This window comes from Kitasatospora sp. NPDC057500, assembly GCF_042802195.1.
Lineage (GTDB): Bacteria > Actinomycetota > Actinomycetes > Streptomycetales > Streptomycetaceae > Kitasatospora.
In genome coordinates this window covers 16,987-38,239 of record NZ_JBHVER010000061.1, presented here as the reverse complement: position 1 = coordinate 38,239, position 21,253 = coordinate 16,987, and the positions used below count along the sequence as shown (strand labels likewise).

13 protein-coding genes, 3 tRNA genes and 1 pseudogene are annotated in these 21,253 nt (G+C 74.7%); 7 read left to right on the top strand and 10 right to left on the bottom strand.

Going from position 1 to position 21,253, the window contains the following annotated elements:
- Positions 1 to 2,497: PAS domain-containing protein (locus ACFU74_RS15900; protein ID WP_380756813.1), on the bottom strand; the 2,497-nt coding region annotated here is incomplete at its 3' end.
- A 179-nt stretch (positions 2,498 to 2,676) separates the two neighbouring features.
- Between ACFU74_RS15900 and ACFU74_RS15895 the strand changes: the two genes are divergently transcribed.
- From ACFU74_RS15895 to ACFU74_RS15870, 6 genes are all read left to right on the top strand, one after another.
- Positions 2,677 to 2,770: transfer RNA gene (locus tag ACFU74_RS15895), tRNA-Ser, on the top strand.
- Positions 2,771 to 2,975: 205 nt separating this feature from the next.
- A tRNA-Arg gene (locus ACFU74_RS15890) sits at positions 2,976 to 3,051 on the top strand.
- A 31-nt stretch (positions 3,052 to 3,082) separates the two neighbouring features.
- A tRNA-Arg gene (locus ACFU74_RS15885) sits at positions 3,083 to 3,158 on the top strand.
- Positions 3,159 to 4,181: 1,023 nt separating this feature from the next.
- Complete coding sequence (locus tag ACFU74_RS15880) at positions 4,182 to 6,704, top strand: Ig-like domain-containing protein (protein ID WP_380756811.1); 2,523 nt, start codon at positions 4,182 to 4,184, stop codon at positions 6,702 to 6,704.
- 190 nt (positions 6,705 to 6,894) lie between these two features.
- Positions 6,895 to 8,187, top strand: a complete 1,293-nt coding sequence (locus tag ACFU74_RS15875) for an SPFH domain-containing protein (protein ID WP_380756809.1) — start codon at positions 6,895 to 6,897, stop codon at positions 8,185 to 8,187.
- Positions 8,184 to 9,164 carry a C40 family peptidase gene (locus tag ACFU74_RS15870; protein ID WP_380756806.1) on the top strand — a complete coding sequence of 327 codons (981 nt, stop codon included), beginning with the start codon at positions 8,184 to 8,186 and terminating at the stop codon, positions 9,162 to 9,164. Before ACFU74_RS15875 ends, ACFU74_RS15870 begins: the two co-directional genes overlap by 4 nt.
- 80 nt (positions 9,165 to 9,244) lie before the next feature.
- On the opposite strand, the gene ACFU74_RS15865 is transcribed toward ACFU74_RS15870, so the two are convergent.
- Complete coding sequence (locus ACFU74_RS15865) at positions 9,245 to 10,210, bottom strand: aldo/keto reductase (RefSeq protein ID WP_380756804.1); 966 nt, start codon at positions 10,208 to 10,210, stop codon at positions 9,245 to 9,247.
- 127 nt (positions 10,211 to 10,337) lie between these two features.
- Between ACFU74_RS15865 and ACFU74_RS15860 the strand changes: the two genes are divergently transcribed.
- On the top strand, positions 10,338 to 10,535 hold the full coding sequence (locus tag ACFU74_RS15860) for a hypothetical protein (RefSeq protein WP_380756802.1): 198 nt from the start codon (positions 10,338 to 10,340) through the stop codon (positions 10,533 to 10,535).
- 57 nt (positions 10,536 to 10,592) lie between these two features.
- Here ACFU74_RS15860 and ACFU74_RS15855 read toward each other — a convergent pair whose 3' ends face one another.
- The 8 genes and pseudogenes from ACFU74_RS15855 to ACFU74_RS15820 all read right to left on the bottom strand — a co-directional run bounded on the left by ACFU74_RS15855 (position 10,593) and on the right by ACFU74_RS15820 (position 20,921).
- Complete coding sequence (locus ACFU74_RS15855) at positions 10,593 to 11,714, bottom strand: endo alpha-1,4 polygalactosaminidase (protein WP_380756800.1); 1,122 nt, start codon at positions 11,712 to 11,714, stop codon at positions 10,593 to 10,595.
- 22 nt (positions 11,715 to 11,736) lie between these two features.
- Complete coding sequence (locus ACFU74_RS15850) at positions 11,737 to 12,441, bottom strand: spherulation-specific family 4 protein (protein ID WP_380756798.1); 705 nt, start codon at positions 12,439 to 12,441, stop codon at positions 11,737 to 11,739.
- A complete protein-coding gene (locus ACFU74_RS15845) occupies positions 12,438 to 13,343 on the bottom strand; it encodes an NAD-dependent epimerase/dehydratase family protein (RefSeq protein WP_380756796.1) in 906 nt (301 codons plus the stop codon). The genes ACFU74_RS15850 and ACFU74_RS15845 overlap by 4 nt, the downstream gene beginning before the upstream one ends.
- A 161-nt stretch (positions 13,344 to 13,504) precedes the next feature.
- Positions 13,505 to 14,212: pseudogene (locus tag ACFU74_RS15840) on the bottom strand (NDP-sugar synthase); the annotation flags it as partial.
- Between the two features lie 73 nt (positions 14,213 to 14,285).
- Positions 14,286 to 15,278: an SDR family NAD(P)-dependent oxidoreductase gene (locus ACFU74_RS15835; RefSeq protein WP_380756794.1), complete on the bottom strand. Its 993-nt coding sequence runs from the start codon at positions 15,276 to 15,278 to the stop codon at positions 14,286 to 14,288.
- 136 nt (positions 15,279 to 15,414) lie between these two features.
- On the bottom strand, positions 15,415 to 16,929 hold the full coding sequence (locus tag ACFU74_RS15830; protein WP_380756792.1) for a hypothetical protein: 1,515 nt from the start codon (positions 16,927 to 16,929) through the stop codon (positions 15,415 to 15,417).
- Entirely contained in the window at positions 16,926 to 18,431 is a 1,506-nt protein-coding gene (pelF, locus tag ACFU74_RS15825; protein WP_380756790.1) for a GT4 family glycosyltransferase PelF, read from the bottom strand. Before pelF ends, ACFU74_RS15830 begins: the two co-directional genes overlap by 4 nt.
- Before the next feature lie 105 nt (positions 18,432 to 18,536).
- On the bottom strand, positions 18,537 to 20,921 hold the full coding sequence (locus tag ACFU74_RS15820) for a hypothetical protein (RefSeq protein ID WP_380756788.1): 2,385 nt from the start codon (positions 20,919 to 20,921) through the stop codon (positions 18,537 to 18,539).
- Between the last annotated feature and the right edge of the window lie 332 nt (positions 20,922 to 21,253).

The following is a 21,253-nucleotide window of genomic DNA, read 5'->3' as shown; positions in this document are numbered from 1 at the left end:
GCCCGGGCGGGACGGCCAGCCGGCGCCGCCGCCCGGTCGGCGTGGGCGCGGCGGGCTCGGGCGGAGCGGGCGCCGGACCGGCCGGCAGGGCGTGCTCCAGCCCCGGGTAGACGGGGGTGTCGGTGACGCCGGGCAGCGCGAAGCCGCCCGAGGAGTCCTCGGCGCCGGGCAGCGCGCGGCGGCGCCGGGACGGCCGGGGTTCGGCGTCGGCGCCCTCGGGCCCGGTCGGGGCGTCCGGCGCGGACTCGCCGCCGCCGGGGCCGAGCGCGAGCGGACCGCGTCCGCCGCCCTCGCCGTCGGCGGCCCGGCGCGCGCCGTCGACCGGGACGGCGTAGGCGGTGCCGGAACGGCCGTCGTCCTTGCCCCAGGGGTCGTTCTGCGGGCCGCTCGGGCCGCCCAGGCCCTGGCGTCCGTACGCGGGGTCGTTGCCGGTGCCGTTCCACTGCTCGGGGACGGCCCGTTCGATCCGGGCGGGGGCGTTGGGCCACTGGTCGGCGGGCACCTCCGGGGCGGTGCCGGCCGCGGGGGCGGGCGCGGTCCCGTCGGGGCCGGGCTGCTCGGGGGCGGCGGGCGGCTGCTCGACGGCCGGCCGGCCGCGGCGTCCGCGCCGCTGCTCGGCGGCCGGTGCCTCGCCCGGCGCACCGCCGGCCGGCGCCGGGTCGGCGGCCGCGGAACCGTTCGGCGCACCCTCCGCGGCGTCATCCGCCGGAGCACCGGCGGGAGCGGCGTCCTCGGCGGCGGCCGGCTCCTCGTCGGGGGCGGCGCTCGGCAGCTGCGGGATGCCCGGCAGGTCGGGCAGGACGGCGCTGTCGCTCTCCTTCGGCCGGTCCGACCGGCCCTCGGCGGCCGCCCGCTCGGCCGCGGCCTTGGCGGCGGCCGGGTCCAGCGGCAGCTCGACGACGTACGTGGTGCCGGCGCGCCCCGGCAGTTCGTGCGGCTGGAGCACCCCGCCGTGGCGCTCGACCACCGCGCGGGCTATCGGCAGGTGGACGGGGCTGCCGCCGCGGCCGGGGCCGCGGATCTCCACCCGGGCGACCTCGCCGCGCTGGGCGGCCGCGAGCACCACGGCCGGCACGTCGCCGCCGGCCGGCGGCAGGGCGAGCGGCGTGCCGGGGGCGGCGAGCCCGGGGGAGGGCGGTTCGGGGGCGGCGTCGTCCAGCGCCAGGCCGATGCCGCTGACGTCGGCGACCAGGTGGGCCAGCGCCTGGGCGAGCCGCTGCTCGTCGGCGATCACCTCGACGGCGGCGGCGTGCACGGAGAACCGCACCCGGCCGGGGCCGACCAGCTCGCCCGCGTGCTCGACGGCCCGGCGGACCACCTTGTCCAGGGCGACCGGCTTGGCGGCCTTCCGTCCGGCCCTGCCGTCGGTGCCCTTGCCGTCCGCAGCCTTGCCGTCCGCGCCCTTGCCGTCGGCGCCGGAGCCGGCGCCCTCGCCGGCCTCGGAGCGCTGGTGGGCCAGCACGCCCTCGATCAGCTTGCCGTACCGGCGGCACTCGTCGGCCAGCCGGCGCAGGGTCCAGTTGGCCTCCGGCCAGAGCTGCCCGGCCGGGTCGGCGGCGAGCGCGTCGATCCGCCGGTGCAACGCCGTCAGGGCGCCGCCCAGCTCGCTCTCCAGGACGGCGGTGAGGTGCTCGTTGCGGGCGACCAGCGCCAGCTCGCGGCTGCGGTCGGTGAAGGTCATCACGGCGCCGACCAGCTGGTCGCCGTCCCGGACCGGGGCGGTGGTGAGGTCGACGGTGACCGGACGGCCGTCCTTGCGCCACAGCACGGTGCCGCGCACCCGGTGCTTGCGCCCGGAGGTCAGGGTGTCCAGCAGCGCGGACTCCTCCAGCGCCAGCGGGGTGCCGTCGGCCCGGGAGTGCTGGATCAGCGGGTGCAGCTCGCGGCCGCCCAGCTCGCTGGCCCGGTACTCCAGGATGTGCGCGGCGGCCGGGTTGACCAGCACGCAGCGGCCTTCGAGGTCCACGCCGAGCACGCCCTCGGCGGCGGCCCGCAGGATCATCTCGGTCTGCTTGTGCTGGCGGCGCAGCTCCGCCTCGACGCCGAGCCGGCCGGTCAGGTCGCGGACCAGCAGCAGGAGCAGGTCGGAGGAGCGGGAGCCCTCGCGGTACGGGTCGTAGGGCGTCGGGGGCGCGTAGCCGGAGCCCGAGCCGGTTCCGGCGCCGGAACCGTCGTCGTCGAAGTCGTTGCCGGAGACCTCGACGGGGAAGGTGGTGCCGTCGGTGCGCCGGGCGGTCATCCGGACCGGGCGGTCGAGAGCCTCGTCCTCGCGGGCGGCGGGCCGCATCGAGCCGGGGATCCGGCTGGGGTCGAACTCCGGGAGCAGGTCGAGCACGCCCATGCCGACCAGCGAGGTGCCGGGTGCCTGTAGCGCCTGGACGGCCGCGTTGTTGGCATCGACGACGGTGCCGTTGCTGTTCACCAGCAACAGCGCGTCGGGCAGGGCGTCGAGTATGGCGGCGAGGCGAGCAGCGCCTCGGATCGGCCTGCTGCTCACGTCGACAGGTCTCCTCGGCTCAGGGCAGCTCTCTCCGGAGAGGGCAGTATCTCATTCTTCTTTGCGGCGGGGACGACCCGCCTAGTAACGTGGTCGGCGGTTGGTGCCGGGCCCCCGGGTTGTGGCATCATCACAGGCACAGGGAACGAGTCCGCGCACGCGGGCTTGATCCGTGTGGAGGAGGCTTCGCCTAGTCCGGTCTATGGCGCCGCACTGCTAATGCGGTTTCGGGGTTATTCCTGATCGAGGGTTCAAATCCCTCAGCCTCCGCCAGCCGGGAGCCCCGTCGACGATCTCGTCGGCGGGGCTCTTCGCATGTCCGGGGAGGCCCGACGGGGGCGCCGAGGAGGTGCCGGGGAGCTGTCGGGGAGGCGCGGGCCCGGGCGCCCGGGGTGCCCGGATCAATCGATTTCGTCCCGCGCCGCAGGTCATGTAATGTTGTCCCCGCACCGCCCCGGAGGAACGTTCGCCAGGGCGAGCGCTCATAGCTCAACGGATAGAGCACTTGACTACGGATCAAGAGGTTGCAGGTTCGAATCCTGCTGAGCGCACCAAACCCCGCAAGACCGGGTCCGCCCGGAACTTGCGCTCATAGCTCAACGGATAGAGCACTTGACTACGGATCAAGAGGTTGCAGGTTCGAATCCTGCTGAGCGCACCACAGGGAAACCCCCGGCCCCGGCCGGGGGTTTCCGCGTTTCCGGGGTTCGCCCCGGTTCGCCTCCGGGGGCCGCCCGGAGGCCCAGCCCAGCTCGGTCCGGTTGATCCAGGGGACGTCCCGGGGTTCCAGGAACCACTCCGAGGAGGTCAGCGGCCGGGTCCGGTCGAAGGTCGCCGGCACCGGGTCGTGCCGGATCCGGTCCGGCTCGGCGCCCAGCCCGGCCAGCAGCGCCCGTAACCGGGGGTGCAGGGCGAGCAGGCGCTCCACGGTCGCCAGGTCGTACTGCTCGTCGTCCGAGCGGGCGGCGAGCAGCAGGGTGACCTCCCGTTCGGGGATCCGGGCGCAGGCCTCCTCCAGCAGGGCGCGGGTCCGTCCCCAGCCGGTGCCACCGGCCACCGCCAGCAGCGGGCGCCGCGAGTGCGGGTCGAGTACGGCGTCGCCGAGCGGGGGCCCGAGGCGCAGCGCCTCGCCGGGCACGGCGTCGTCGACCACCCGGTGTCGTCGAGGTTCGCGACCAGCGTGCCGAGCGCCGCCCAGAGCCGGTCCCGCTGCTCGTCGACGTGCTCGGCGAACCGGCCGCGGACCTCGGGGTGGTGTTCGAAGAGGTGCTCGTAGAAGTACCCGGCGACGCCGGTGCCGTGCGGTTCGACCAACGCGAAACTGCTCTTGATGAGAACGGGGTTGATGGTCACGGGCCCCGACTTGACTGAGCGCTCCGGCAATTCGAACAGAGTTCACCGGTGAATGGTCGGATTCCAGACGTGGGTGCGCGGCCGGTTTCACCGGGACTCGTCGCGATACCCCGTGATACCCCGCTTAATGGATGAAATGCAGTTCTTTCGGGTACATCCCGTCCTGCCGGTCGGAGGGCCGCCAATCGGGTGTCATGCGGCCAATGGTGCAAGTGTCGCGGCATGGCCGGCCCGGGATCGTGATTCCGTTTTGTCTGATCTTGTGTCCAGTCCTGTGTCCAGCCTGCCCGGCCATCCAGGCCGTCCGGCAGCCGATGCGAAGGAGAGCCGGATGAGCCGACAGTTCCCGGCTGCGGCGGGTGTCGCCGCCGTTCTGGCGGCCGGGCTGCTGACCGGCTGGAACGCGCCGTCCGCCGGCGGGCCGGACTTCGCCGCGGCGGCCGGCGGGGCCGTCACCGGCGGATCCGGTGAATTCGCCGACCTTTCCGGAAGTGATCGTTCCGGCATCCTGGATGCGGACGGGGGCCCCGGGCGGACTTTCCGGATCGCCGGGGGAAATGCGTCCGAGGGTACTTCCCCGCAGGCCGTCGGAACGTTCCGGGCGGCATTCCCCCGGGCGGTCCGCAATCCCGGACCGGGCCCCGTCGGACCTGCCGGAACGGCCACCGGGAATTCCGGCTCCGGGACCGCCCCGCAGAGCTACGGCAGTGCTTCCCACCTGCGTTCCGACCTCCGGTTGGGCGGCGACGCCGACAGCCGGGGCACCGACCGGGCCCTCGGCTACCCCGAGGAGGCGGCGGTCGGCCAGGGCTACCGGCTCACCGTGCCCGTCGCCGCCGGCGGCGCACCCGCCACCCTGGCCGGCTGGGTCGACTTCGACCGCAACGGCCGCTTCGACCCGGCCGAGCGGGTGCAGACCGAGGTCGCCCCGGGCGGAGGCAGCGCCACCCTGGAGTGGACCGTCCCCGCCAACGCCTCCTCCGGCGGGACCTGGGCCCGGCTGCGGATCGGCCGGCACCCCGCCCAGGTGGTGCCGGCCGACGGCTCCGCCGACTCCGGACAGGTCCTGGACCAGCGGATCCGGCTCACCGTCGGAGCCGCCCGCCCGGAGATCTCCCAGCCGGTGGACGGCAGCACGCTCGTCGAGAGCCGTCCCCGGATCTCCGGCGGCGGGGCGAGGGCCGGAGCGACCGTCGAGGTCCGCGAGGGCCACACCGTGCTCTGCCGCGCCCGGTCCGCCCGGGGCGGCGACTGGTCCTGCCGCCCGGACGCGGCGCTCGCCGACGGCCCGCACACCCTCACCCCGGTGCCGGCCACCGTCGCCGGTACGGCGCCGGGCGGCGAGCCGGTCCGGATCACCGTGCGGACCGCGGCACCGGGCACCCCCGCGCTCACCCTGCCCGGGTTCACCAACGACCCCGGCATCCGGCTGGCCGGCACCGGCGAGCCGGGCGGCACCGTCGTCGTCACCGACCTGCCGCCCGGCGGCCCGGAGGCCGACCTGTGCAGCACCGCCGTCGGGGCCGACGGCGGCTGGTCCTGCCTGCCGGTGGAGAACCTGGCGGACGGGCGGCACCGGCTCACCCCGGCCGCCGCCGACCTCGCCGGGAACCGCGCCGCGGGGCGGCCGGCCGAGTTGGTGGTCGACACCGTGCCGCCGGAGCGCCCGGTGCTCACCGCGCCGGCCGCCGGGGAGACCGTCCGGTCCGCCCGGCCCCGGCTGGCGGGGAGGGCCGAGCCGGGGGCGCAGGTGCTGGTCACCGCCGGTCCGGGGCGCGGTGGCGGCGGGGCCGCGCGGATCACCGCCTGCGGTGCGACGGCGGCCGTCGACGGGAGCTGGACGTGCACGGCCAACCGGGACCTGACGGACGGGGAGCAGTGGCTGGTCGTCACGGCGGCCGACCAGGCCGGGAACAGGACGGAGGCGGAGGCGGTGGCGGTCCGGGTGGCGGCGTCCGGGCAGGCGGTGGGGCCGGTCGCGGCGCCGACGGCGGTTCCGGCGCCCACGCCCACCGGGCCGGCGGCCGCGACGCCCACTCCGGCGGCCACGCCCACCCGGGCGGCCACCCCCACCGCCACGGCGACGCCCACAGCCACCCCCACCGCCACGGCGACGCGTGCCACCGGCACGCCCACCGTGCCCGCGCCCTCGGTGGCCGTGCCGTCCCCGGCGAGCGCCGCTCCGACGGTGCCGCGGCCCTCGGCCGCCACCCCGGGATCCCCGTCCGCGAGCGCTCCCGTTCCGCCCGGGAGCGGGGCCGTACCCGCTCCCGCCGTTCCGTCGGTCCCGACGGCCGGGCCCCCGGCCGCCTCCGCTCCCGCTGCCGTGCCCGGTCCCACCCCGTCCGGGCTGCTGCCGGTCGTCGTGCCACCGGTCGCCGGGGTGGTGAGCAGACCGACGACACCCTCGCCCACGCCCACGGTGTCCGGTGCGGCGACTCCGACCCCGACCCCGTCCACCACTCCGACCCCGACGCCGACGCCGACCCCGACCCCGACGCCGACCGTGACCCCGGGCACGGCGCCGTCCCCGGCGCGGAGCCCCGCCGTCGCCCCCGCTCCCGCCCGGACCTCCACCCCGCCCGTCACCCCGCACGCCACCCCCGCCGCCACCCCGGACCGGGCGCCGGCCGCGCCGCCGCCGAGCGGGCCGCGGCAGGCGGCCCAGGCCGCCGCCACCGCTCCCACCACCGGCACCGCCGACGCGGAGGAGGCGCCGTCACCGACGGCCTCCGACCGGCACCGGTCGGACGGCTGGCGCGGCGCGCTCGCCGGGGTCCTGCTGGTGCTCACCGGCATCGGGCTGGTCACCCGCCGGGTGATCACCCGGGGATCCGGCCCCCGGCGGCGCTGAACCGCCGTCCCCTTTGTCCGCTCATGTGCCTGCGCGTCAGGTCCTGGCTACGGATGATTCGTCAGTAAATGTCGACACGCACTGGTTCAAATGTCGCATTTGATGACGTATGAACTTAGCCTGGGCTCTGGCACTGCCCGTCAGATCCGGGCCGCCCGTTGCGCGACACACTGAACCTGAGGATCCGTGCATGGACGTCACCCGCGATTCTTCGCAGCGACCCGACCACCTGCCCAAGTCGTTCCCCCCGGCGCTGCCGGAACGTTCCGCCGTGGGTTCCAGCCCGTCGGCCAACGTCGCGAGGACGCCCAGGCCCGCCAAGCCGGCTGACAACGGACCCGCCACCACCCCGATCGCGGTGGTCCCGGGCCCGTCCGTCGGCACCCCCGTCGACCTGCGCGATCCGCTGGAGACGGTGGATCCGGCGCCGCCGGTGACCTCGACGCTCCCGGTGGTGGAAGAGCCGGAGCCCGCCCCGCCCGGGGCGGCGGCCGCCGCCACCTCGCGCCGGCCCCCGCGCGCCGATCAGACGCTCCGTGAGCGGACCGCCTCCGCACTGCCCGGCTGGGTCGCCCTGGTCGGACTGCTGGTCGGCACGGCCGCCGTCCTGCTGGTGCTGGTGCGCGACGGCGTCATCCCGTACTGGGACGCGCTGCCCGACCTGCGCACGGACGCCGCCCGGGCCGGCGGCGAGGCCGAGGTGACCGCCCGCTCGGTGGCCGCCGTGGGCGCCGCCGGGCTGGTCGTCGTCCTCTCGCTCGCCGGCCTGCTGGCCAACGCGGGCGGCGAGACCCGGGTGCTCACCCGCTGGGGCCGCTACCGGGGCACCGTCCGCCGCACCGGCCTGGTCTGGGTCAACCCGCTGCTGCGCCGCCGCCGGGTGGACGTCCGGCTGCGGCACTGGCGCAGCGAGCCGGTCAAGGTCGTCGACCGCACCGGGACACCGATCGTCGTCCGGTTGCTGATCGTCTGGCGGGTCAAGGACACCGCCCGCGCGGTGCTGGCGATCGAGGACCACGAGAGTTACCTGCGCGAGCAGGTCCAGGCGGTGCTCACCCGGACCGCCTCCACGCTGCCGTGCGACAGCAACGCGGCTCCCGGGCCCGCGCTGCGCGACGGTCAGTGGTTCGCCGACGAGCTGACCCGGGCACTGGCCGCCGAGGTCGCGCCGGCCGGCCTGGAGGTCTACTCGGCCCAGCCGCTGGCCCTGGACTACGCACCGGAGGTGGCCGAGTCGATGCGCCGCCGCCGACTGGCCGACCTCGACGCGGGCCTGCGCACGGTGCTGGTGGACGACGCGGTCGAGGCGGCGGCGCTCGCCGTGCGCCGGCTGGAGCGAGCGACCGCGCACGAGCTGGACGAGGCCGCCCGGACCGCGCTGATGGAGCAGCTGCTGGTCGCCTTCGTCGCCCCGGCCGGAGTGGCCGCCTCGGTACCGCCCCCGGCCGCCCGGGCCGGGCGGAAGGAAGGACGACCGGCATGAGGATAGCCACCGGCACGGACGCCGCCCCGGCGTTCGCGGACGCGGACGACGCGGCGCTGATCGGTTTCGAGGAGAGCCTCGGCAGCATCCCGGCGATCACGGGCTGCGCCTGCCCGAACTGTGTGGCCCGGCCGCGCACCGCCCGCCCGGCGGAGCCGTCCGGCGGGGGACGAATACACCGGGCGGTGCGAAATACCTGCCTGGCCACCACCGTGCTGGCCGGCGCCGGGGTGGTCGGACTGACCGCCGGCGCCGGGGCCGCGCACGCAGCCCCGGGCAAGCAGGGCTGGGACGGCTCGAAGTACTGGTTCAAGAACGCCCAGGGCGAGTGGCGGTACACCAGCCACTACGGCGTCTACACCAAGGCGGTGGGCGGCGGCTCCGGCTCCTCCTCCGCGCAGAGCGCCGGCTCCAACGGCTCGGCGGCGGCCTCCGGTGGGATGCGGCAGGGTTGGGACGGCTCGAAGTACTGGTTCAAGAACAGCAGCGGCGAGTGGCGCTACACCAGCCACTACGACGTCTACCTGAGCCGCACCGGCCAGTCCGGTGGCGGCGGGTCGGCCTCGTCGGCCGGCACCACCACCACGCCCGCCCCGGATCCGGCGCCGTCCGCGGGCCGGCTGGAGTCGGCGATCGAGTACGCGCTCGCCCAGCAGGGCAAGCCGTACGTGTGGGGCGGCAACGGCCCCTCGGGCTACGACTGCTCGGGCCTGGTGCAGCAGGCCTACAAGCGGGCGGGCATCAGCCTGCCGCGGGTGGCCGACGACCAGTACGCGGCGACCACGCCGATCACCGCGGGCCAGCTGCGCCGCGGCGACCTGCTGTTCTGGTCGGACAGCGGCCGGGCCTCGGGCATCCACCACGTGGGGATCTACCTGGGCGGCAACAAGTTCGTCGAGGCGCCCCGGCCGGGCAAGACGGTCCGGGTCTCCACCATCAGCAGCGGCTTCTACCCGACCCACTTCGGCCGGCCCTAGGGTCTGCCGGGCAATGCGGAAGGGGCGCGCCGTCCACGGCCCGTGGGCGGCGCGCCCCTGCGTTCGCGCGCGGCCGGGGCTCAGGCGGAGGCGTCGTCCAGCAGGGCGGTCTGCGCCGGGGTGAGCTCCAGCGCGGCGGCGGCCAGCAGCGGCGGGAGCTGGTCGACGGTGCGGGCGCTGGCGATCGGGGCGGCGACCGTCGGCCGGGCGGCGAGCCAGGCCAGGGCGACGGTGGCGGGCTCGACGCCCTGCTCGGCGGCCACCGTGTCGAGCGCCTCCAGCACCTTGGGGCCGCGCGGGTCGTCCAGGTAGCGGCCGGCGCCCTCGGCGCGGGCGCTGGCCACCTCGGCGCCGCCCGGGCGGTACTTGCCGGTGAGGAAGCCGGAGGCCAGCGCGTAGTACGGCACGGTGGCGAGGCCGTGCGCGGCGACCACGTCGGCCAGCGGGCCCTCGAAGGTGCCGCGGGAGACCAGGTTGTAGTGCGGCTGGACGGCGGTGTACGCGGTCAGCCCCTCGCGCCCGGCGAAGGCGAGCGCCTCGGCGAGCCGGTCGGCGCCGATGTTGGAGGCGGCGACGGCGCGCACCTTGCCCTCGCGCACCAGCGCGTCCAGGGCGGTGACGAACTCCTCCACCGGGGTGTCGTCGTCCTGGTGGGTGTAGTACAGGTCGATGTGGTCGACGCCCAGGCGGCGCAGCGAGCCCTCGGCGGAGGCCTTGATGTTGGCCGCGCCCAGCCCGCGGGCCTCGGGGTGCAGACCGACCTTGGTGGCGACGACGACGGAGTCCCGGTTTCCGCGGCTGCGCAGCCACTTCCCGATGATGGCCTCGGACTCGCCGCCGGTGTTGCCCGGCACCCAGCAGGAGTAGGCGTCGGCGGTGTCGACGAAGTTGCCGCCGGCCGCGGCGTAGGCGTCGAGGACGGCGAAGGACTCGGCCTCGTCGGCGGTCCAGCCGAAGACGTTGCCGCCGAGGGAGAGCGGGAACACCGCGAGCTCGGAGGCGCCGAGCTGCACGTAACGGGGGGCGTCGCTGCGGGAATCGGTCATGGTCCGAGTCAACCCGATCGGCCCGGGGGTCATTCCGAGAACGAGGCGGACTTCACACACCCGTCGCACGCCCGTAGCGCGGAGTCCGGGTGTCGGGGCGGTCCGCGGATTCGTTAGAGTCCGTGCCATGGCTGACAACGAGTACGACCCCGCCGGCAGCACCCAGATGTTCCGGGCCTTCGTCGAGGAGACCCCGGCACCCCAGGCGCCGGGCTCCGTCAACACCTACGGCGGCAACAGCGGCAGCCGCACCGGCCTGATCGCGGGCATCGCCGTGGCCGTCCTCCTGGTGCTGGGCGCCGTCATCTGGCTGGCCGTCAAGTAGTCCACGCGGAGGAATGCCTGGCGGCCCGGCAGCCCTCGGGTGCCGGGCCCCGCCTCCTCAGCAGGGCTTGCGCCAGGCGTCCAGTTCGAGTTTCTTCTGCATCGAGCTGAAGCCCAGCGCCTTGGTGCGGGCGCAGAACTTCTCGGTGCCCAGCTCGTACTCGACGTGGAACACCGCCTTGCCCGCCTGGATGAAGGGGGAGAGGCGGGCGCACTCGTCGAACTGCGCGCACTCCTCGTTCACCGCGAAGTCGAAGTCGTCCAGCAGTGCCGGGACCTGCTCCAGGTCGTTCTTCAGGCCGATCGCCAGGCCGCGCTCATGGGCGAGTTCGGCGAGCATGCGGTTGTAGCGCAGCTGGTCGTCCGCGGTCAGCGGGAAGCCGCTGTTCTGGTTGTAGGCCTCGATGGTGTCGGGCTCGACGGCGTCGAAGCCCTTCTGCCGGCACATGTCGAAGCGGGCCGCCATCAGGGGCCGCAGCTGGTCGAGCTTGCGGATGTCGAACCACTTCTCGCCCTTCCAGCCGTTGCCCGAGCCCTGGAGGGCCTTGGCGAAGGCGGCGGAGTCGGGCCGGAAGTCCTCCCAGGAGCCCGCGTTGATGTAGCAGATCACCTTGCGGCCCTTGGCGTGCAGGGCGGCGACCACGGAGGCGTCGGTCTCGAAGCCGTCGATGTCGTAGACGGGGACGTCGACGGACTGGTCGACGCCGCCGCCGAGTTGCCACTGCCAGGCGAGGCCGGGGGTGGGCTGCCAGCGGGCGCCGACGGGGCCGGGCTTGCCGGGGGTTCCCGGAGTGCCGGGTGTGCCGGGGGTGTTGGGCGTTCCCGGGGTTCCCGGGGCGGCCGGGGTTCCCGGGACCGCGGGGGTGCCGGGGGTGCCGGGGGCCGGGGTCGACGGGCGGCCGGGTGCGGTCGGCGAGGCCGGGCCGCCGGGCGGGGCGGAGGCGTCCGGGGTGGCCGGAGTGGTCGGCGCGTCCGGGGTGACCGGGACCGCCGGGGTGGCCGGCGTGGTCGGGTCGCCCGGGACGGGAGCGGCGGTGGCCGCGGGGGGCGGGGCGGCGGTGGCGTCGGCCGAGGCGTCGTCCTCGCCGTCCGGGCCGGAGCTGCTGCACGACGTCGCCAGCAGCGCGGTGGCGGTGGCGAGGGCGAGGGCGGCCCACACGGGCCGGGTACGGCGGGTCACGGGGCACGGACTCCGGATCGGGTCAAATGGGTTCGGTGAGCGGGCGGCCGGCGGTCAGCTGGTGCGGCAGGGTGCGCCAGGGGTTCTCCCCGGCGCCCGGTACCGCGCAGCCGACACCGGCCCGCCGGGCGGCGATCAACGCGGCTGCCTCACCGGCGAGTTCGGCGGGCACGTCGTAGACCAGGTGGCAGAACCGGGCGGCGGCGTGCCGACCGGTCCACAGCGGCAGGGCCAGCTCCTGGTAGGCCGTCCAGTCGCCCTCGAAGGTGACCAGCAGGTCGGCCAGGCCGACCTCGGCGTACCCGGGGTCCGGGTGGTCGCCGTGGCCGAACACCACGGTGGCGCAGCCGGCGGCCCGGGCCGCGGTGGCCAGGCGCCGGTAGTGCGGCAGCGCGCCGGGCGCGGCCGACACCTGGTCGAGGTAGACGCCGGAGATCCCGTGGCGCTGACGGTAGGTCAGGATGTCGTTCACCACGGCGGCGTGCGGCCGCCGGCCGTAGTCGGTGTCGGCGTAGCCGAGCAGCGGCAGGCCGGCCTTGCGGAGGTTCTCGGCGGCCTCGGTGAAGACGTGGTCGGGCTCGCCCGGCCCGTCGGCGAGGTTGAGCACGACGGCGGCGACGCGCTTGGGGTCGGCGGCGGCGACCGCCTGCCAGGCCGCCGGGTCCACCGCGGGGTGGACGTACAGCGGCACCAGCAGGCGGCCGTCGGGGTGGTTGCCCCCGGTCATGCGGTGACCAGCGGTTCGGTGGAGAGCCAGAGGTCGCGCAGCGTCTCGTCGAGTCCGGTCTCCGGCTGCCAGCCGAGCTCCCGGGCGGCGGCCGACACGTCGGCCTGCTGCCAGGAGACGGCCGCGGAGCGCTCGGAACCGGCGCCGCTCTCGTCGATCCGGCCGGCGAAGACGGCCGCCGCGGCCAGGCCGTCGGCGATCGCCCGGACCGGCCGGGCCCGTCCGGAGGCCAGGTTGAGCACCCGGGGCAGCGGGCCCCGGGCGGTGACGGCGAGCGCGACCGCGCGGGCGACGTCCCGGGCGTCGACGAAGTCGCGGTGGGCCGAGAGGTCCCCGACCCGCACCACCCCCTCGGCGCCCTCGGGCGCCGCCCGGCGCAGCTCGGCGGCGAGCCGCCCGGGCAGCGAGCCGGCCGGGGCGCCCGGGCCGACCGGGTTGAACACCCGCAGCACCACGGCGTCCAGCGGCGAGCCGGCCACCGCGAGCGAGCCGGCCAGCTTGGTGGCGCCGTAGACGCCGACCGGGCGGGCGTCGGCGTCCTCGGCGAGCGAGTCGCCGGGGGCGCAGACGCCGTACTCGCCGGCCGAGCCGATGTGCACCAGCCGGGCCGTCGGGGCGCCCTGGCCGAGCGCCTCGCAGAGCACGGCCGGTCCGCGGGCGTTGACCTCGGAGAGCGTGACGGCGCTGCCGGCGACGGCGCCGGCGAGGTTCACCACCGCGTCCGGGGCCAGCGCGGCCAGCTCCTCGCCGAGCGGGCCGGCCTGGGCGGTGGCCAGGTCGAGCCGCAGGTCGTGGTCGGGCCGCCGCCCGGCGGTCAGCACGGTGGCTCCGGGCAGTGCCCGCAGGGCGGTGGCGGCGTGCCGGCCGAGGAAGCCGTCGGCGCCGAGCAGCAGGATCCTCACGCGGCCCGTCCGTCGTTCTCGGGGCCGGCCTGGACCGAGGCCGTCGTGGCCGCAGGCTGCCCGTCGGCGGCCTCGGGGGCGGTTCTGGCGGCGGGGATCGGCAGCGCCTGGCCGTTCGGTACGGCGTACAGGCCCTCGCCGGCGGCGGGACCGGACGGCTCGCCGGGGAGCAGCAGCGAGCGGTTGAGCGCGAACTCGGCGTTGGCCCGGTCGTAGTCGTCCGGGCGGCCGATGTCCAGCCAGTAGCCGTCGAACTCGTAGGCGGACGGCGGCGTCCGGGCGGCCAGCAGGTCCAGCACCAGCTCGTCGAAGCCGAGCGGCAGGCCGGGGGTGTACTTGGCGAGCGCGGCGCGGGAGACGCCGTAGACGCCCATCGAGACCCGGTAGTCGATGCTCGGCTTCTCCTGGAACCCGGTGATGGTGCCGGCCTCGGCGGTCAGCACCCCGAAGTCGATCTTCACCTGGCGGGCGTAGGTCGCGATGGTGAGCGGGGCCCCGGACGCCTCGTGGTGCTTGAGCACCCCGGCGAAGTCCAGGTCGGTGAGGACGTCGCCGTTCATCACCAGGAAGTTGTCGGGCAGCCGGTCCTGCATGGTGAGCAGCGGGCCGAGGGTGCCGAGCGGGCTGTCCTCGACCGCGTAGCCGACCCGCAGCCCCCACTGGGAGCCGTTGCCGACGTAGGCGCGGATGATGTGGCCGAGGTGGCCGATGGCCAGGGTGACGGTCTGGAAGCCCGCGGCGGCGAGCTGGCGCATCACGATCTCCAGGATCGCGTGCTGGTCGCCGATCGGGACGAGTGGCTTGGGAAGCGCGGTGGTGTACGGGCGCAGGCGTACGCCCTTACCGCCGGCCAGGATCACTGCGTGCATGGTGGTTCCCCCACGGAAGTCGGTTCGACAAGGGGCCTTCGGGTGCCGGGAGCGGACGGAAGGCGGAGTCGGGTCAGACGTTGTAGATGTCGGTCTTGTAGCGGGCCAGGTTGGCCGGGTCGCGGAAGAACGCGATGGTCTGCTCCAGACCCTCCTCCAGCGAGTGCGCGGGGGCCCAGCCGGTGGCGGTGCGCAGCCGGGTGGCGTCCGCGACCAGGCGCATGACCTCGGAGTTGGCCGGACGGATGCGCTGCTCGTCCTCCTTGACGGCGACGTCGACGCCCATCAGCTTGCCGACCAGGGAGACCAGGTCGCCGACCGAGATCTCGCCGCCGGTGCCGGCGTTGAAGGTGCGGCCGACCACGGTCCCGGCGGGGGCGGTGCCGACCGTGCGGAAGGCCAGCGCGGTGTCCTTGACGAACATGAAGTCGCGGGTCGGGCGCAGGTCGCCGAGGGTGATCTCGGTCTCCCCGGCGGCGAGCTGGGCGATCACGGTCGGGATGACGGCGCGCATCGACTGGCGCGGGCCGAAGGTGTTGAACGGGCGCAGGGTGACCACCGGGGTCCCGAAGCTGGCGTGGTAGCTGTCGGCCAGCCGGTCCCCGCCGGCCTTGGAGGCGGCGTACGGGGACTGGGTGTTGATCGGGTGGTCCTCGGTGATCGGCACGGTCTGCGCGGTGCCGTAGGTCTCGCTGGTCGAGGTGTGCACCAGGCGGGGGATCTCCAGGTGGCGCACGGCCTCCAGGACGTTCAGGGTGCCGGTGACATTGGTGTCCACGTACGAGTGCGGGGCACGGTAGGAGTACGGGATCGCGATCAGGGCGGCCAGGTGGTACACCGCCTCGGTGCCCTTGACCAGGCCGTTGACGGAGCCGGGGTCGCGGACGTCGCCGAGGACGATCTCGACGGAGTCCAGCACCTCCTTCGGGAGGGTCTCCAGCCAGCCGAACGACGAGAACGAGTTGTACTGGACCATCGCGCGGACCTGGTGGCCGTCGGCGACCAGGGTCTCGACGAGGTGGGAGCCGATGAATCCCTCGGCTCCGGTGACGGCGACGCTGCTCATGGTGAATCGCTTCCTGTGTCTTCCGGGGACGTGTCGTGCGGGCCCGGCCGGGTGGTGCGACGGTGGTGCCGGCCGGGCCGGTACGGGGTGGTGCTGGTTCCGTGGTGCGCTGTTCAGCTGTTCAGCGGTGCCGGTGTCAGCGGTGCTTGGTGGTGCGGCCGAGCACGGGCCCGGCGGTGGCGGTGAGGACGGCGGCCGCGGCCCCGCAGCCGATCAGCTGCAGGACGGTCGGGTCCGTACCGGTCAGCAGTCCGGCGCACTCGGCGCCCGCGGCTGCCAGACAGATGAGGGCGGTGCTCCAACTGAGCCCGAAGGCGTTCAGCAGCAGCGCCAGCCAGAGCGAGCCGCCGAGCAGCAGCAGCGCGCCGAGCTCCGGGACGCCCAGCGCGGGCGCGCCGGGCCAGAGCACGGTGGCGGCGGCGTCGAGGGCGGCCACGGTGGTGAGGTAGATGAAGAGGCAGCCGAGCAGCACGCCGCCGGTGCGGCGGGCGAACTCGACCGGGGTGTGACTGGTGCGCAGCGCGGCCACCGCCATCGCCCGGTAGCGGAAGAGCAGCCACTCGGCGAGGCCGAGGCTCAGCGTCAGGGCGATCATGGCCGGCCCGGTCGGGCTGGCCGAGGCACCCTCGGCGCTGCCGGTGCGCACCGCCTGGTGGACCGTCACCCCGAGGCCGGCGATCATGGTCAGGGTGCCGACCGCGAGCCCGAACAGCAGGTGCGGGACCTCCTTGTGCAGCGGCAGCCGCAGCGGGACGGGCTCCGCCTCGACGCGCCGGAAGCGCAGCAGTTCCCGGGCGGCGAGCCCGACGGCCAGGGCGAGCGAGGCCAGCAGCACCGAGGTGCGGACGGCCTGCGGCACGTCGACGGCGAGCACCACGCCCGCGCCGACCGCCGACGGCGCCAGCGCCAGCAGCAGGAACTTCTCCCGGCCGAGCACCAGCAGCACGGTCGCCGCCGCCAGGTAGCCGGACTGCCCGGCGGCGAAGCAGAGCGCGCCCAGCGGCCCGCCGACCACGTATCCGGCGGTGGCCGACATCAGCGCGCCGAGCGGTGCCCCGACGGCCAGGCAGGCGGCGGCCGACCGGCGCCGGCCGCGGCCGAGCCAGGCGTACGCGCGGTGCGCCAGCGCCTGGTTCCACGACCAGCTGGCCAGGGTCGCGACGGACAGCGCGAGCATGCCCGAGGGCAGCCCGAAGCGCATCCGGTCGGCGGCGAACAGGTTGGCGCCGAGCAGGTAGCCGAGGCCGGGCAGGGCGAACACCAGGCCGCGCACGACGCACCGCCAGGGGTCGGCCCGCCAGGGGTTGGCGAACTCGGCGCTCGGTCCCGGGTAGCGGCGCTCGACCCGCTCGAACAGCTCCTCCGCGACGGTGAAGGCGTCGGGGCGCCCGTACAGCAGTCCGGCCTGTTCGTCGGAGAGGCCGTCGGCCTCCAGGAAGGCCGCGATCTCGTAGGGGTGGACGGCGTCGGCGCAGATGTCGTGCAGCCGCTCGGCGAGTTCGTCCAGCGGGTCGGGGGAGAGCTCGAGCTGCTCCGTCCCCGGCCCGGGGCGCTGCGCGGGCAGCGTCGGGCGGCGCCGCTTCAGCGGCAGGACGCGCAGCTGGACGGTCTCGTCTGCCTCGTTCGGAACGAGACGCAGCGGCCCGCTCATGCCGTCACCTCGCTGCGCTCGTGGTCGGCCGGTTGCCGCCAGTCCGGGTCCGGAGGTCCGTCGGTGACGGCGACCACGCCCTCGGGAAGCCAGCGGGCGGTGCCCAGCAGCTCGGTGTAGATGCCGCGGAAGCCGTCGATGTTCTGGCGGAGCGTGAACTGCTCGATCACCCGCAGCCGGGCCTGCTCGCCGAGCCGGGCCCGGCGCTCCGGGTCGCGCAGCAGCTCGATCGCCGCCGCGGCCATCGGCTCGGGCTCGCGCGGGGGGACGACCAGGCCGGTGTCGCCGACCGCCTCCCGCACGCCGCCGACGTCGGTCGAGACGGTGGCGCGGCCGCAGGACATCGCCTCGATCAGGGTGAACGGGAAGCCCTCGCTGATCGAGGAGAGCATCACCACGTTCCCGGCCGCGTAGGCGTCGGTGATGTCCGCGACCCGGCCCTCGAAGACCACCGAGTCGCCGGTGCCGAGTTCGGCGGCGAGTGCCTCGCAGGCCTCGCGGTAGGCCTCGCCGCCCTTGGGGGTGCCGCCGAACAGCCGCAGCCGGGCGTCGGGTATCTCGCGACGCACGATCGCGAAGGCGCGGATCAGCGTCTCCAGGTCCTTGATCGGGTCGACCCGGCCGGCCCAGCTGAGCGTCGGGGTCTCGGGCTCCGGCCCGGCGGGCGGGAAGGCCGCCGGGTCGACGCCGTTGTAGACGGTGCGGATGTGCGTGGAGGGGGTGCCGCCGCGCTCCTCCCAGCGCCGGTTGTACCGGTTGCCGGGGGTGACCAGCGCGGCCCGCCGGTAGCTCTCCTCGGCGAGCATCCGGTAGAAGCCGAGCAGCAGTGCCTTGACCGGCCAGCGGTAGGGGCCGGTGCGGTAGCCGAGGTAGCGCTCGCGCAGGTAGATGCCGTGCTCGGTGAGGAGAAACGGTACGCCGAACTGCTGAGCGGATATCAGCCCGGGAAGGGTGGCCAGGCCGCCGCTCGCCGCGTGCGCCACGCCGTCGCGCGGCGGCTCGACCGCGAGCGGGCGCAGCGCGTGCTCCAGCAGGTCGGTGGCGTTCAGCGCGTCGTGCATGGTGGGCCGGGACACCGCCGTGGACAGGTAGTCGCGGGTCCAGACGTGCTGGAGGGTGCGCAGGGCGCGCTCGCTGCGCAGGGCCGGGCTGAGCAGCCCGCGTTGGGCGAGGTCGGCGAAGCCGTACAGCTCGGTGCCGAAGTGGGTGGTGTACACCGGGTCCAGGAGGGAGTGCAGGAACCGTTCGTAGGCGTTGAGGAAGCGGCGCATCTCCTTGCCGCGCGGCGCCTTCGCCTCCGAGGGCGGGCCCCACAGCGGGGCGGTGGTCACCGACCGCACATTGGCGGGCAGTTCCCAGGCCAACGGTTCGTGGCCGGTTCCGGTGACGGCGATGATGTCGAAGTCGACGTCCGGCATGCCTTGCACGAGCTGGTCGCACCAGACACTCACGCCGCCGTGCTGGTGCGGGTACGTCCCCTCGGTGAGCAGGGTGACGCGCATCAGTGTCCCCCCTCCTGTTCTTGCTCAAGCCCCCGACCGATCCGGCCGGGTCGGGTGGTGCCGGTGGCGGCCGCCGCGCTGCGGTCCGCCACCGGGTTCACCTGTCTAGCGGGTGCCGGACTGGCCGGCGGTCTTCCTGGCGGGCTCGGCCTTCCCCCCGGAGGCCTTGCCGTGCTGCTGCGGGACGCCGCCGTGGCCGGCCGCCTTCCCGTCGGCGTTCGCCGTACCGGAAGTCGTACCAGCAACGACGTCCTTGCCCGCCACCGGGGCCCCGCTGCCGGGGACCAGGGTCGGCGCGTCGGTGCGGTCGGTGTCGCCCGGGCCGACCGGGACGGCGTCCACGGTGCCCTGCGGGACGACCAGGGCGTCGGCCGGGGCCGGGGCCGGGACGGACTTGGCGGCGGCGGCCGGACCGGTGCCGGACGGGGCGGCCGGGGTGCCCGCGGCGGGCAGCGTCAGCTGGACGCCGCTCTGCAGCTGGCCGGGCTTGACCCAGCCGGAGAGCGAGCCCGCGTAGGCGGTGCCGAAGCCGGTGGTGCCGATGGCGAGCTGCTGGACGGTGCCGGTCGGCATGGTGGCCTGGATCTGGACGCCGGCCGGGGCGTCCACCCTGACGGTGTCACCGATGCGGTAGGCCGTGACCTGGCCGGAGGCGATGGCGGCGTTCCAGGCTGCCCGGCGCTGGAACTCCTGGCCGGTCTCCTTCTGACCGATGTTCACGACCGGGGCGTTGTCGGCGTGCAGCGACCGGTAGGTGGAGAGGATCCGCTCCAGCACCGGGTAGACGATCCGGTCCTCGGACAGGTTCGACTGGTGGATGAAGTGCGGCCGCGGGTCGTTGCTCAGCACGTGGCCGAGGTCGATCCGGGCCTCCAGCGGCACGATGTACGACTGGAAGCCGGTGTTGACGTCCAGCGGGGCCGGCAGGCAGGTGGAGTTGGCGTTGACCTCGCAGACACCGCTGCCGCCGTTGGCCACACTGGTGTAGATCCAGTTGTACTCGTCCGTCTCCTCCTTCGCCGTGGCGGCGTTGTAGAAGATGTTCATCGGGTAGCGCGGCACGGTCAGCGCGGCGCCGACGGCCCGCTGGCCGGTCTCGCGGGAGGCGTCGCTGGCGGTCCACTTGACCCCGTTGGCGGCCAGTGCGGGCGCCAGGAACGGGTTGTCGCTGGTCTCCTGGGGGGCGGTCAGCAGACCGGAGTGCTCGCCGGTGACCAGCTCGGTCTTGTCCAGCTGGAGGCCTCGGGCGGCCGCCCAGTCCAGGTTGTCCTTGATCTGGGCGCTGATGGTGGCCTGGTCGACCCAGACGGTGCTGCCCGAGGTGGTCTTGGTGCACACCCACGGGACCACCGTGACGTTCTGGAGGCAGCCCAGGTACGGGTGGGTGAAGGTGTGGTTGATCCACCGGTAGCTGGTCTGGTCGGCGACCATCTGGTCGACCACCGGGTCGCTGGTGGTCTCGTGGTCGGACTTCCAGTCCTCGCTGCCACCGCCGTTGAACACCATGTCCAGCGTGAAGTCGTGGTCGAGCTGCCACTGCTTGGCGTACTGCGCGTCGGCGACCGCCATCCGGATCGGGTTGGCGGTCTCCGGGGTCCCGGGCGGGCAGGTGACGTCGCCGGGGGTGCACTTGAGCACGGTGTCCCAGCGGTCGTCGGCGAGGAAGACGTCGTCGACGTGGGCCGCGAAGTAGTTGCGGTCGTAGCCCAGGTGGACGCCCTGGGTTATCCAGTCGACTATGCCGCGGGCCAGCAGGCGGTACTGCTGCTGGTACTGGTTGTAGACGAAGGTGACGACCAGTTCCTTGCGGCCGGCGTGCTGGTACTCGCCGACCAGCGAGCCCTTGGCGGTGCTGTTCGGGATCGGCACCTCGACCAGCGGGGTGAAGCTGGAACCGGCCGGCAGGGTGGCCAGCGGGGTGGCCAGGTAGCCGTAGCTCTCCGGGACCGCCGGGTCGTTGTCCTCGAACGGGACGCTGCCCTTGAGGTAGTTGAACGGGCCGCTCAGGCCGGCCGTGGTGACCTGGCCCTGGAAGCCGTCCAGGGTGCCCATGTAACCCGGGTTGACCGCCCAGTTCAGGCCGACGTCGGGACGGGCGTAGGTGTACGCGTCGACCTGGCGGACGCCGAACGCCGCCTCGTACGCCGCGATCGCGGTCATCTCGGCGGAGCCGGCCGCGAACGGGTTGTCGTTGGGCAGCACGATGCCCTGGTACTTGCCGCGCGGCTGGCCGTTCAACGTGTCGCTGAGGAAGGCCGCGTCGATCACCGGCCGGTTGGCGTCGTTGAGGTCCACGAGCCGGTACGGCGTGCCCTGGCTCTTGAGCTCGGCGGCGATCGCGGCCGTCGCCGGCCCGCCGTCGCTGAGCACCAGGACCGTGAGGTCGATACGGGGCGTGGTGGTGGTGGCGTGCGCGAGGGACGACTGCAGGCCCCCGGCCAGCAGAACGGCCGCCGCGCAGGCGGCAACTCTCCGGGTCGCTCGACCCATGTTGACTTTCCTCCCCTGGGCAGGGCGCTCCGCTGCCGGCGTCAACCTGCCCTGTAGCTGTTCGCGGGCAGCAGGCTGCCCCGGCGCCCATCCTGCTCGAACTTCCACGGCAGGGCGGACCGAATGGGCAGGAGTGCAGCGAATCTGTTACCAACGTTCATGGTCAGGCCATGAGGGCGCCGATTGTGGCCGAAACCGTACCGGCTGCGCAAATAATGAATTAAAAATTAAAACCCGGAACCTAGCGTTACCGATGCTCACCCATCGTGCGATCCGACGGACGAACCGGACCCTACACTGGCCGCGTTGCCCGTGACACTCTTGCACATCCT